9 protein-coding genes and 1 pseudogene are annotated in these 12,101 nt (G+C 63.6%); 2 read left to right on the forward strand and 8 right to left on the reverse strand.

The genetic code is table 11. The features are described from left to right. Positions 1 to 137: 137 nt before the first annotated feature. The 5 genes from BLO80_RS06505 to BLO80_RS06525 form a co-directional block, all read right to left on the reverse strand. Entirely contained in the window at positions 138 to 1,514 is a 1,377-nt protein-coding gene (locus BLO80_RS06505; protein ID WP_092327387.1) for a 2-oxoadipate dioxygenase/decarboxylase HglS, read from the reverse strand. Between the two features lie 88 nt (positions 1,515 to 1,602). Beyond that, positions 1,603 to 2,823 carry a glycolate oxidase subunit GlcF gene (glcF, locus tag BLO80_RS06510; protein ID WP_092327389.1) on the reverse strand — a complete coding sequence of 407 codons (1,221 nt, stop codon included), beginning with the start codon at positions 2,821 to 2,823 and terminating at the stop codon, positions 1,603 to 1,605. A gap of 162 nt (positions 2,824 to 2,985) precedes the next feature. Beyond that, complete coding sequence (gene glcE, locus BLO80_RS06515; RefSeq protein ID WP_092327390.1) at positions 2,986 to 4,044, reverse strand: glycolate oxidase subunit GlcE; 1,059 nt, start codon at positions 4,042 to 4,044, stop codon at positions 2,986 to 2,988. Further along, the gene (glcD, locus tag BLO80_RS06520; RefSeq protein ID WP_092327392.1) at positions 4,044 to 5,543 is read right to left on the reverse strand and encodes a glycolate oxidase subunit GlcD; all 1,500 of its coding nucleotides are present in this window, start codon (positions 5,541 to 5,543) and stop codon (positions 4,044 to 4,046) included. The genes glcE and glcD overlap by 1 nt, the downstream gene beginning before the upstream one ends. Positions 5,544 to 5,686: 143 nt before the next feature. Continuing rightward, positions 5,687 to 6,616, reverse strand: coding sequence for an alpha/beta fold hydrolase (locus BLO80_RS06525; protein ID WP_092327394.1), 930 nt, complete (start codon positions 6,614 to 6,616; stop codon positions 5,687 to 5,689). 265 nt (positions 6,617 to 6,881) lie between these two features. On the opposite strand from BLO80_RS06525, the gene BLO80_RS06530 reads away from it, so the two are divergent. Together BLO80_RS06530 and BLO80_RS06535 are read left to right on the forward strand one after the other, a co-directional pair. Then, positions 6,882 to 7,967 carry a diguanylate cyclase gene (locus BLO80_RS06530; protein ID WP_092327396.1) on the forward strand — a complete coding sequence of 362 codons (1,086 nt, stop codon included), beginning with the start codon at positions 6,882 to 6,884 and terminating at the stop codon, positions 7,965 to 7,967. A gap of 85 nt (positions 7,968 to 8,052) precedes the next feature. Further along, a complete protein-coding gene (locus BLO80_RS06535; RefSeq protein ID WP_092327397.1) occupies positions 8,053 to 9,291 on the forward strand; it encodes a M20/M25/M40 family metallo-hydrolase in 1,239 nt (412 codons plus the stop codon). 134 nt (positions 9,292 to 9,425) lie between these two features. Here BLO80_RS06535 and BLO80_RS30560 read toward each other — a convergent pair. From BLO80_RS30560 to xthA, 3 genes and pseudogenes are all read right to left on the reverse strand, one after another. Next, positions 9,426 to 9,548: pseudogene (locus BLO80_RS30560) on the reverse strand (DUF6124 family protein); the annotation flags it as partial. Between the two features lie 161 nt (positions 9,549 to 9,709). Then, positions 9,710 to 11,044: a substrate-binding domain-containing protein gene (locus BLO80_RS06540; RefSeq protein WP_092327399.1), complete on the reverse strand. Its 1,335-nt coding sequence runs from the start codon at positions 11,042 to 11,044 to the stop codon at positions 9,710 to 9,712. A 203-nt stretch (positions 11,045 to 11,247) separates the two neighbouring features. After that, positions 11,248 to 12,060 (reverse strand): exodeoxyribonuclease III, encoded by an 813-nt coding sequence (xthA, locus tag BLO80_RS06545; RefSeq protein WP_092255344.1) that lies wholly within the window; start codon positions 12,058 to 12,060, stop codon positions 11,248 to 11,250. Between the last annotated feature and the right edge of the window lie 41 nt (positions 12,061 to 12,101).

Here is a 12,101-nt window from a genome sequence, read left to right on the forward strand (position 1 = left end):
CAAACGCTTGCCCGATGCATTGCAGATATTAACGGCCCACCCGGACGTCGCTCTACCCGGGCAGAATCACCGAGGAAGGCGCGCCGCGCTGCGCGCCTGTCAGGCAACTTCTTGCCGTTTTATCCTTCGGCCTATTCCTACACGCCCAACGCAGCCCTGCACTCATCGATGGAGCGCTGTTGCGTCTGGGCGTACAGCCCCAGCTCATCGATGGTCGCTCGCCCCAGCGCCGCTTCGAAGGCCTGGCGGTTGGACTGCCCGGCGTAATGGCTCTGGGCGGCATCGCCGAGGTTCGACTGGAAGATGCCGGCGGCGCTGACCGGCAGGAAGTCTTCGTACACCAAAGGCTCGGCGCGCAAGTATTGCTGTTCGAGCAAGTGTTCCAGGGACGCTGCTGGCTCGAGGGTGCCCTTGGCGGCGAGGCCCTTGGGCGTCGGGAAATAACGGAAATACGCCAATGCCTGTTGGCGCAACTCATCGTGGTTGTCCGGGAATGCGACAAAGTGTTCGGCCATCAACGCGTTGTAGCGTTCGGCGTTGGCTTCGTTGGGAAACGCCCCCAGCGCATCGCGTGCGGCGTTCAGCAATTGGTCGTAGAGCGCGCGGCCCTTGGGCGTGAGCGCGGCGCCGCGTTGTTCGATTTCGCCGAAGCGGGCGCTGTGGCTGCCTTGGGCCTGTGGCTGGTCGGTGAAGGCGACGGGTTCGTCGAGTGCCTTGAAACTGGTCTGGCGCAGCAGGATCGGGCATCGGCGACGGGGTGGACCTTCGATCACGGCCTTGGGGGTAATGCCATGCACGGGCATCCGCGCCTGGACGATGTCGATGTCCAGGGTGCGCGGCGTCAGGTGATTGATGTGCGGGCCCTTGAACGCCACCACGTCGGCGATCAGGCGATGCTGGGCGCTCAGTTGCCGGTACTGTTCGGCGGTGACGGTGGCACTGTGGTGCCAGCGGAAGGTTTCCAGGGCCTGCAGGACGAAGTCCTCGGCCTGGGCTTGCGTCAGGCCACCCTGGCGCTCGGCCAGGTCAATGAGCTCCAGGGCGCCGGGGGTGAAGATCTGCCGTTTGGTCAACACCGACTCGGCAAACGCCCGCAGCTCGGTATTCTCGATCAGTTCCAGGCGCAGCAGCGAGGTAAACACTCGGAACGGGCTGACCTGCAACGCGCTCTCATGCACGGCGCGAAACGCTGTGGAATGCACCGGCACCCCGGCCGGCGTGAGGTCGTAGTAGCCCACCGGCTGCATGCCCATGACCGCGAACAGTCGCCCCAGGGTCGCCAGCTCGGCGGCGGTACCGACGCGGATCGCGCCGTGGCGTTCCAGGTCCAGGCGCTCTAGTTCGCCGGTGCTGCGCAGGTGTGCGGCCAGTTGCGGCTGTTCGGTCAGCACCTGGGCGTTGGTGTGCTCCACCAGCTTCATCAGGGCACCATACAACGGCACCTCGTCGCGGTACATGTCGGACATCGCTCTGGAGAAGCGTTGGCGGATCAGGTCGGGGCTGACGAAGCTCATCGTGAGAATTCCTGGCGAGGGCTGTGGGAAAGTTGAACGAAAGATCGCAGCCTTCGCCGGCCCCGGCAAACGAAGAATCTTCAGGACTTCATTCTGCCAGGGACTGATCCACCAGCTCGATCCAGTGCCGCACGGGCGTGCGACCGGCACCGTCGAGGTGGTTCTGGCAGCCGACGTTGGCCGTGACAATCATCTCTGGCTGACCGCTTTCCAGGGCATTGAGGCGGTTGTCGCGCAACTGCCGCGCCAAGGCCGGCTGGGTCAGCGAATAGGTGCCGGCCGAACCGCAACACAAATGGCCGTCGGGCACTTCTGTTAGGTTGAAACCCAGCCGTGTCAACAATGCTTCGATGTGACCGCCGAGTTTTTGCGCGTGCTGCAAGGTGCACGGGCAATGGACGGCGATGCGCTGGTTCCTGGCCGCGCAGATCTGTTCCAGCGGTTCGTTGCCGAGCACTTGCACCAGGTCCAGCGCTCGTTCGCTTACCTGCTTGGCCTTGGCGGCATAGGCCGGGTCATGCTCCAGCAGGTGCCCGTAGTCCTTGATGAAGGCGCCGCAACCGCTGGCGGTCTGGACGATGGCTTCGGCGCCGTGCTCCAGGTGCGGCCACCAGGCGTCGATGCTCTGTCGGGCGCGGTCCAGTCCGGTGGCCTGGGCATCGAGGTGATAATCCAGCGCACCACAGCAGCCTGCCTGCGCACAAGGGATCACGCTGATGCCGAGTCGATCCAGCACTCGCGCTGCCGAGGCGTTGGTGTTGGGCGACAGGCCTGGTTGCACGCAGCCTTCGAGCATCAACACCCTTCGCCCATGGCGCGGCGGTGGGCGGTCGTTGTGGGATGGAGCGGGGCGGGGCAACTTGGCGCTCAGGTTCGTCGGCAGCAACGGACGGAAGACCGCCCCAAGGCGCAGCAGGGCCTTGAACCGTTCGGGACTGACGGCCAGGCAGCGCAACCCCAGGCGCAGTGCGCGTTGGCCGGCGGGGCGCGGCACGGCTTGGTCGACCACCGCCCGGCCGATATCCAGCAGGTTGTGGTAATCCACACCGGATGGGCAGGTGGTCTCGCAGTTACGACACGACAGGCAGCGATCCAGGTGCAACTGGGTGCTGGCCGTCGCCGGCTGGCCTTCGAGCACTTGCTTGATCAGGTAGATGCGGCCTCGCGGGCCGTCCAGTTCATCGCCGAGCAATTGGTAGGTGGGGCAGGTGGCATTGCAGAAACCGCAATGCACGCAACTGCGCAGGATCCGTTCGGCTTCTTCGGCCCGGGGCAGGTTTTTGCTTTCCTCACTGAACCGAGTCTGCATAGTTAGTGTCCTGTATCACAAATGCTGTTCCTTTTTGACGGCGTCTGTTGTCGTCATGCTGCGTTGCCGCTCCTCGCCATAGCGGGCTATGACTCGTCGCGGCGCCTTGCCTGACGACAACAGCCACTCGTCAAAAAAGGAACGCATTTGCGACACAGGGCACTAAAGCTCCGGGTACATTCGACCAGGGTTGAACAGTCCCAGGGGGTCGAGCTGGGCTTTGAGTTGCCGGTGATAGCGTAGCAGCGCCGGGGCCAGTGGCTGGAACGGTGTGTCGCTGGCACCCTGGTGATAGCAGGTGGCATGGCCGCCCACTTCATGGGCCAGGGCTTGCACCGTGCCGGCCTCGGTTTTCAACCAGCGTTGCGCGCCACCCCAATCGATCAGTTGAACGCCGGGCAGGGTGAGGGGGTCGGTGTGGTTGGGCAATGACAGGCGCCACAGCGGCAAGCCTTCGTCGAAAAATGCCAACCGATGTTCATTCAGTGCCGTCCAGTATCGATCGTCGATCACCTCGCCACCCAAACGTTGATGAGCGGCGCTGACCGAGCCTTCGCCCCCTTCCAGGCGCAGGTGCAGACAGTCGCCGTCATGGCTGGCGGCGCTGATGGGCAGGGGCTGGCGACCCCATACGGCGAGTGCCTCCAAGGCTTCGGCGCTGCCCAGTTCCAGACGGATACTCAGGCTGTGGCGGGGCTTGGGCAGGACCTTCAAGGACACTTCGGTGATCACCCCCAGGCAGCCGAAACTACCGGCCAGCAGGCGCGAGAGGTCATAGCCGGCGACATTCTTCATCACCTCGCCGCCGAAACGCAGCACCGTGCCGTGGCCGCTGATCAGGCGCGTGCCCAGGACGAAGTCGCGCACCGAACCCGCCCAGGGGCGACGCGGCCCCGACAGCCCCGCGGCGACCATGCCGCCGACCGTGGCGTCGTCGCCGAACGCCGGCGGTTCGCAGGGCAGGCGTTGCCCGGCGGCCTCCAAGGCGGCGAGCAGTTCTCGCAGCGGAGTGCCGGCCCGCGCCGTGATGACCAGCTCGGTGGGGTCGTAATGGACGATGCCACGGTGCACGCGGGTGTCCAGCACTTCGCCGGCCACTTCCCGCCCCAGGAAAGCCTTGCTGTTCGAACCCTGGATGCGCAACGGCGTGGCGTTGGCCCGTGCGCGATTGACCTGTTCGAGCAACAGGTCGCTGGCGTCCTGGTCGGCTTCGCGGCTCATCAGAAACGCTCCAGTTCGGGAAACGGCAACTGCCCGCCATGGATGTGCATGGCACCGAACTCGGCGCAGCGGTGCAGGGTCGGGATGTTCTTGCCGGGGTTGAGCAGGCCTCGAGGATCGAACGCCGCTTTTACCGCGTGGAACAGGTTCAGTTCGTCGCTGTTGAACTGTGTGCACATCTGATTGATTTTTTCCCGGCCAACCCCGTGCTCGCCGGTGATGCTGCCGCCCACCTGGACACACAGCTCGAGGATTTTCCCACCCAGGGTTTCGGCGCGCTCCAGTTCGCCGGGCTGGTTGGCATCGAACAGGATCAGTGGGTGCATGTTGCCGTCGCCGGCGTGAAACACATTGGCGACCCGCAGGCCATACTCGGCACTCAGGCTGGCGATGCGTTGCAGCACCTCGGGCAGGGCGCGTCGGGGGATGGTGCCGTCCATGCAGTAATAATCCGGCGCCAGGCGTCCTACCGCCGGGAAGGCGTTCTTGCGTCCGGCCCAGAACCGCAGCCGCTCGGCCTCGTCCCGCGCCTGGCGCACCTCGGTGGCCCCGGCCTGCTCCAACACCTGGCGGACCCGTTCGCAGTCGTCATGGACATCGGCTTCGACCCCGTCCAGTTCGCACAGCAGGATCGCTTCGGCGTCCACCGGATAGCCGGCGTGGATGAAGTCTTCGGCGGCGCGGATCGCCAGGTTGTCCATCATTTCCAGGCCACCGGGAATGATGCCGGCGGCGATGATGTCGGCCACCGCCCGCCCGGCCTTGTCCACCGAATCGAAACTGGCCAGCAGCACCTTGGCGATTTGGGGCCGGGGTAACAGCTTGACCGTCACTTCGGTGATCACCCCAAGCAAGCCTTCGGAGCCGGTGAACAGCGCCAGCAGGTCCAGGCCCGGCGAATCCAGGGCTTCGCTGCCCAGGGTCAGGCGTTCGCCTTCGACGGTGAGGATTTCCAGCTTCAACAGGTTGTGCACCGTCAGACCGTACTTGAGGCAGTGCACGCCGCCGGCATTTTCCGCGACATTGCCACCAATGGAACAGGCGATCTGGGACGAAGGATCCGGCGCGTAATACAGCCCGAACGGCGCCGCTGCCTGGGAGATCGCCAGGTTGCGCACACCTGGTTGAAGCCGTGCGGTACGGGCGTCAGGGTCGATGTGCAGGATCTGGTTGAACCGCGCCATCACCAGCAACACGCCACTGGCCAGGGGCAGGGCACCGCCGGACAGACCGGTCCCGGCACCCCTGGCGACCACCGGGACGTTCTGTTCATGGCAGAGCTTTAGCAGCGCTTGCACCTGCTCGACCCGCCTGGGCAAGACCACCAGCAGGGGCGTGGTGCGATAGGCCGACAAGCCATCGCACTCGTAGGGCTTGAGGTCTTGCTCCTGGTGCAGGATGTCCAGGTCTGGAATCTGTGCCTGGAGGGCTTGCAGCAGGGCCTGTTTGTCCACCTTCGGCAAAGGGCCGTCGAGGTGTTCGTCGTAGAGGATGTTCATGGAGTCGATACCCCTCGGTCGGCCACGAATCCTTGTGGGAGCGAGCTTGCTCGCGATGGCGGTGGGTCAGCTTGCCTAGGTGTCGCCGCTATCGCGAGCAAGCTCGCTCCCACATTGGGTTCATGTTGTTTTACGCATCGCCATCACTGCCCCAACCCCTTGAGAAAACCACGGTACAGCGCAGCGGTTTTCCCCGGTTGCTCGATCATCGGCAGGTGGCCGATCCCGTCCCAGATTTCCACGCGCAAGTCCGTGATGCCCTTGCTCCACACCGGCACGCTGCTGACATCGATCACCCGGTCCTGGCGGCCCCAGAGCAGCAGCGAAGGGGCGCGAATGTCGGCCAGGTGGGGCTCCATCGACGGGCTGGCGCGAAAGTCGGCGTAGATCTCCGCCAGTTCTTCGCGGTGTTGTACATAACGCTCGGCCACGGCCGCCATCACCATGCCCGGTACCCAGGGCGGCGAGGCCATGGTCATGGCGTAGAACGGCATGAACTCCTCCCGCGAATGTACCAGGGACGGGTTACGACCGGCGGCCAGTTGGCGGTCCATGTCGCTGGGCTGGGGGGCGGTGACGCCGGCCGGATTGAGCAGCGCCAGGGTCAGCACGCGGTCAGGCGAAGTGGCCGCCAGCCACGCGGCGAGATGGCCCCCCATGGAATTGCCGATCACATGGACCTTGTCAAGGCCGCAGGCGTCGAGCAACTCGATGATCCGCCGGGCCTGGGTCGGGATGTCATAGCCGCCGCCGGCCTTGAAGCCGGTTTCGCCATGGCCGGGGAGGTCAGGGATCACCACCCGGTAATCACCGACAAAATGCCGGGCGACACGCAGCCAGAGGTTCTTGTCGCCGCTGTAGCCGTGCAGCATCAGGATGCTGGCGGACGCTTCATAAGGCCCGCCCTGCCAGGTCGACACGGTCATCTCGCTGATGGGCACGGTGATTTTGCGCAACCGGTAAAGGCGTGCCTCCAAGGCCATGCTCATGTCGTAGATCACATGGCCGATGCCGGGGTACGTCAACCAGCTCCAGGCGATAAGTACAGCAAGAACTACCCACAACACCAGCATGTTTTGCCCTCCATGGGCTGCGACAGAATGATCAAACGGATCAGTCGGTGATAAATGAAGCTTAAACCCGCGACATCGTTACCCAGGGGCCTTCTTTCGCAAGGCTTACGGATGTCCTTGTCATATATAGCCAAAATCCCAGCAGAGTCTCGCATTTGAATGTGAATAAATACCCCTGCATCAGTGGTGGCTATTTGATGCCGCCCTGATAGACTCCAGACAACCCCATCCCGATGAGTCGGGAACCCGCGGTGCAGAGGCGTCCATGCAAAAAACGGGAAAAAAGGGACTGACGTTGGCCAGGAGGCTCTATGTATCGCGCATCCTGGGCCTGACGCTGGGGTTGTTGCTGGTCAGCGCCGCGCTTTATCCCCTCGACCCGGCACCCTGGGTCTGGGGCTTCATGCTGTTCAACGGCCTGCTCTGGCCGCACCTGTCTTATTGGTGGGCCCGTCGCAGCGCGGTGCCGTACCATGCCGAACATCGCAATCTGCTGATCGATGCCTTTCTCGGCGGCTTCTGGGTTGTGGCGATGCAATTCAACCCGCTGCCCACGGCCGTCACGCTGGCGATGATGGCGATGAACAACGTCGCCATCGGTGGCCTGCGTTTCCTGCTCGTTGGGGTGATCGCTCAGGTGGCGGGCATCGCCGTGGGCACGGTGATCTTCCCGCTGACCAGCGTGCCCATGACCAGCCCGGCGCAGATCTACGCGTGTCTGCCGCTGCTGTGCCTGTATCCGATGGCACTGGGCTGGATCTGCTTTCGCCAGGCCTACACCCTGGGCCGGCAAAAGCGTGAATTGCTGGCCCTGAGTCGTACCGACAGCCTGACCGGGTTGCTGAACCATGGCGCCTGGAAAGATCGCCTCAACGAGGAATTCCAGCGTTGCGTGCGCCAACCAGCGGACGGGACGCCCCGTGGCGCGATTGCATTGATCGACATCGACCATTTCAAGATCATCAATGACACCTACGGCCACGGGGCTGGCGATATCGTGCTGCGTCAGCTCGGCAAGTTGCTCAGGCAGAACCTGCGCTCCGCCGACATTGTCGGGCGTTATGGTGGCGACGAGTTTGGCGTGATTTTGCCGGACCTGACCCAACACAACGCGGTGCAGGCCATGGACGGTTTGCGTGAACGCTTCGCGACCCTCAGCTACGAGCGGGACCCGGCGCTGAAAGTGAGCCTGAGTATTGGCGTCGCGGTCTTCAACCCGGCTTATGCCGACGCGACTCTCTGGCTCGACGATGCAGACCAGGCACTGTACGAAGCCAAGACCAGCGGGCGCAACCGGGTCATTTGCCACCGCCATCGACCGGTGTTGGAAGCGTCGACCGTTTCTGTCTGAGATGGCCTCTTGCTGCCTGGAGCCTTGGTTCATTGTCGGGTAGGGTGCCCATGGCATTCTCTCGATACGGAACAAGGATGAAATCATGACGATGATCGCTGTTCGCTCCCGTCTGGCCGTCAGCCTCGGCCTGAGCCTGGCCCTTGGCGCCTTTACCCCCATGGCCTTTGCCCAACCCCATCAACAAATCCTGACCGATGCGCAGCAGTACAAGGGCGAGGCCCTGAAGTTGCTGGAACGGCTGGTGAATATCGACTCCGGCTCCGGGTATGTGCCGGGGCTGACCCAGGTCGGCGACATTGCCATCGACGAACTGAAAAAATTGGGCGCGACCATCGAGAAGGTGCCGAACTCGGACGGTACCCAGCACATCCTGGCGACCCTCAAGGGCACCGGTAAAGCGAAAATCCTGCTGATGGCCCACATGGACACGGTGTTCAAAGAGGGCTCGGCCGCCGAACGCCCGTTCCATATCAAGGATGGCCGCGCCTACGGGCCGGGAGTGATGGACGACAAGGGTGGTATCGTCGCGGGGATCTATGCCTTGAAGGTGCTCAAGAACCTGGACTTCAAGAACTACGGGCAGATTACCTTCCTGCTCGACGCCAGCGAAGAAACCGGCTCGGACGCCGCCACCGACCTGATCAAGAAAACCGCCAAGGCCCATGACGTGACCCTCAACCTCGAACCGGGTCGCCCGGCCGACGGCCTGGTGGTGTGGCGCAAGGGCAGTGCCACGGCGCTGGTGGAGGTCAAGGGCAAGGCGTCCCACGCCGGCGTCGCGCCGGAACTGGGGCGCAATGCGGCGATGGAAGCCGCGCACCAGATCCTGCAACTGGGCAAGCTCGGCGACGCGGAAAAGAAAACCACCATCAACTTCACGGTGATCGAGGCCGGCGACCGGACCAACGTGATTCCCGACCAGGCGAGCGCCAAGGCTGATGTGCGGGCGGCGGTGCCGGAAGAATTCGACCGCATCGAAAAAGACCTGGCCCGGGTCTCGCAGGACAAGTTGATCGCCGACACCGAAGTCACCACCAGCCTCAAGCGCGGCCTGCCACCGATGCCCCAGACGGCGGAGTCGGACCGGTTGATGGCCATGGCCCAAGGCATCTATGGCGAACTGGGGCGCAAACTCACCGAGGAAGGCAGCGGCGGCGCGGCGGATGCCAGCCTCTCGGCCGGTGTCGGCACGCCGACGCTGGATGGCTTTGGCATCGTCGGCGGCAACATTCATACGCCGGAGGAATACGCGGAAGTCGAGAGCGTGGTGCCGAGGATTTATCTGCTGTCGAGGATGATCATGGAATTGGCGGGGCGGTAACCCACTATGCCGTAACGTCGAACGCCTCGAAACCTTGTGGGAGCGAGCTTGCTCGCGAAAGCGATCTGTCTGACGATCAAGTGTTGGCTGACAAACCGCCTTCGCGAGCAAGCTCGCTCCCACAGGGAAATGCGCTATGTCGACGGACGCGCGTCGACGTTGTCCAGCGCGCGGTTTGCCAGCTGCCCACTCAATTCGATCAACTGCTGGATGCCCAGGGCAATATGGCGCCTCGAGCCTTCCAGGTCGAAGGCCAGGCTTTTGTGGCGAGGGAGCTTGCTCCCGCTGGGTGGCGAAGCCGCCCCAAAACCGGTTGACGCGGTTTTCCAGCAACATCGCGCCAGCCGGTTTTACGACTGCTGCGCAGTCGAGCGGGAGCAAGCTCCCTCGCCACAGTGTGTTGCGCCGCTTGGCGGGTTCAGTACACCCAGACCTCCACCCGCCGATTCCGAACCCTGCCTTCATCCTCGCTATTGGCCGCCACCGGCATCAAGGCGCCGAACCCGCGTACTTCCCGCAACGCCACGCCGTATTTGACCAGTTCACGGCGCACCGCCATGGCTCGCAGTTTGGACAGCAGGTCGGCCCGCGCCGGGTCATCCTTGGCGTCGCCAAAACCCACCAGGGTCACGCGTCGGTCGGCTTTGCCGTGCTGCTTTATATAGTCGAGCACGCGGCTCAGGTCCTGGTGGGCCTTGTTGTCCAGGCTGGCGCTGCCTTCTTCGAAGCGGAAATTCACGGTCAAGCGCTGGGCGTGGCGGCTCAGGGCCTGGTAGCCCTCGGGCATCAGTGCATTCGGCGTGACGGCCATGGCCTGGACGGTCTGGGCGATAAACCCGTTGGCCGCGACGATGGCCTGGCCTTTGTCGCTTTGGGTAAACGCCACCAATGCTTCGGCCCACGGGTTGGTGCCCCAGGGGGGCAAATAGAAGAACAGGCGCCGGGAGAGTGGGTAGTCCTCGGTGGCGATCAGGTGGTTGAGCGGCAGCATGGGTTGGGAAGCGCCGTCGACAATGGCCAGTGCCTTGGCCTGGCGCACGTAGGGCAAACCGATGAAACCGATGCCTTGCGGGTCCTGGCTGACCGCGTCGGACAACTGTTCGCTGGACTCGAAGCGCCGCGCGGCAGGATCCAGCCGTTTCCCCTGTCGGCTGAGGACCAGTTCCTTGAAAGTGTCGTAGGTGCCGGACTGTTCATCCCGGGCATACAAATGAATCGGCCCGCCCGTTCCGCCGACGGCCTCCCAGGTTTTTGCCTCGCCGCTGAATATCCGCGCCAGTTGCACGGTATCGAGTTGGCGCAGCGGGTTGGAGGAATGAAGGATGATCGCCAGGCCGTCAATGGCGATGACCTGCTCGGCGGCAGGACTTTTCAGGTCGCCCAGGGATGACAATTCTTTCAGTTCATTGTCCTTGATTGGCCGGGAAGAGGCCGCCAGGTCGGCGCTGGCCTGCTTGAGGGCGGCGAAACCGGTGCTGGAGCCGTGGGCCGCGATGTCGATTTCCACCCGCCGGCCATCGGCGGTCTGGCCAACGATACGCTGCTCGTTGTCGCGGCCGGTGATTTCGCTGCTGACCCTGAGCAGGCCCTGATCCTCCATTAAGCCTCTGACCAGGGCCGGCCCCAGCGCCGCGCCGATGGTATTGGAGCCCTGGAGGCGCAAGGCGGGGCCTTGTTCGGGAATGGGCAAATGGCCGGCCCATGCCACGAACGGCAGCCAGAGGCCCATGAAAACCACAACACACAGCCGCATGCCGGCACCTTCTGAACCCGAGGAAGTGCCGGAAGATTAAGTCAGTCAGGTGACTGAAAGGTGACAGGGGTGCGACGCAGCACCGAAACCCAATGTGGGAGCGAGCTTGCTCGCGATGGCGGCGGCACATTCAAGATCACATGTGACAGCTGGAATCGCTATCGCGAGCAAGCTCGCTCCCACAGAGGGGTGGTGTGACGCGATCAGCTCAACTGCAACCAGATCGGCGCATGGTCCGACGGTTTTTCCATGCCCCGCAGCTCATAGTCCACGCCAGCGTCCTTGACCCGCGGCAGCAGGCCGTGGGAGGTGAGGATCAGGTCGATGCGCAGGCCACGCTTGGGCTCGTCCTCGAAACCGCGGCTGCGGTAGTCGAACCAGCTGAAACGGTCGGTGACGTCCGGGTTCAGGTGGCGGAAGCTGTCCACCAGGCCCCAGTTCTTCAGGCGGGCCATCCATTCGCGCTCTTCCGGCAGGAAGCTGCATTTGCCGGTTTTCAGCCAGCGCTTCATGTTGTCCGGGCCGATGCCGATGTCGCAGTCTTCCGGGGAGATGTTCACGTCGCCCATCACCACCACCGGCTGGTCGTTGCTGAAGCGGCTTTCCAGCAGTTGCTGCAAATCGTTGTAGAAACGCTCCTTGGCCGGGAATTTGGTCGGATGGTCACGGCTTTCACCCTGGGGGAAGTAACCGTTCATGATGGTCACCGGTACGCCGTTGGCATCGGCGAAGGTGCCCCAGATGAAGCGACGCTGGGCGTCCTCGTCGTCACTTTCGAAGCCTTTGTACAGGCTCAGCGGCGCCTGGCGGGAGAGCAGGGCGACGCCGTAGTGGCCTTTTTGCCCGTGGTAATGCACGTGGTAACCCAGGGCCTGCACCTCGGCCAGGGGGAATTGTTCGTCGTGAACCTTGGTTTCCTGCAGCCCGATCACATCCGGCTGGTGCTTCTCGATCAGCGCCGCCAGCTGATGGGGGCGGGCGCGCAGCCCGTTGATGTTGAAGGAGACGATCTTCATGGTCGGCTGTCCTGGCAAAACTGCGATGCTAGCTGACATGT

The organism is Pseudomonas sp. NFACC56-3, from assembly GCF_900100025.1.
Lineage (GTDB): Bacteria > Pseudomonadota > Gammaproteobacteria > Pseudomonadales > Pseudomonadaceae > Aquipseudomonas > Aquipseudomonas fluorescens_AA.

Excerpts from the sequence above, each read along its gene's own strand:
- glcE (WP_092327390.1), bottom strand. The coding sequence starts at position 4,044 with ATGAGCCGCGAAGCCGACCAGGACGCCAGCGACCTGTTGCTCGAACAG.
- glcD (WP_092327392.1), bottom strand. The coding sequence starts at position 5,543 with ATGAACATCCTCTACGACGAACACCTCGACGGCCCTTTGCCGAAGGTG.
- glcF (WP_092327389.1), bottom strand. The coding sequence starts at position 2,823 with ATGCAGACTCGGTTCAGTGAGGAAAGCAAAAACCTGCCCCGGGCCGAA.
- BLO80_RS06535 (WP_092327397.1), top strand. The coding sequence starts at position 8,053 with ATGACGATGATCGCTGTTCGCTCCCGTCTGGCCGTCAGCCTCGGCCTG.
- xthA (WP_092255344.1), bottom strand. The coding sequence starts at position 12,060 with ATGAAGATCGTCTCCTTCAACATCAACGGGCTGCGCGCCCGCCCCCAT.
- BLO80_RS06505 (WP_092327387.1), bottom strand. The coding sequence starts at position 1,514 with ATGAGCTTCGTCAGCCCCGACCTGATCCGCCAACGCTTCTCCAGAGCG.
- BLO80_RS06525 (WP_092327394.1), bottom strand. The coding sequence starts at position 6,616 with ATGCTGGTGTTGTGGGTAGTTCTTGCTGTACTTATCGCCTGGAGCTGG.
- BLO80_RS06540 (WP_092327399.1), bottom strand. The coding sequence starts at position 11,044 with ATGCGGCTGTGTGTTGTGGTTTTCATGGGCCTCTGGCTGCCGTTCGTG.
- BLO80_RS06530 (WP_092327396.1), top strand. The coding sequence starts at position 6,882 with ATGCAAAAAACGGGAAAAAAGGGACTGACGTTGGCCAGGAGGCTCTAT.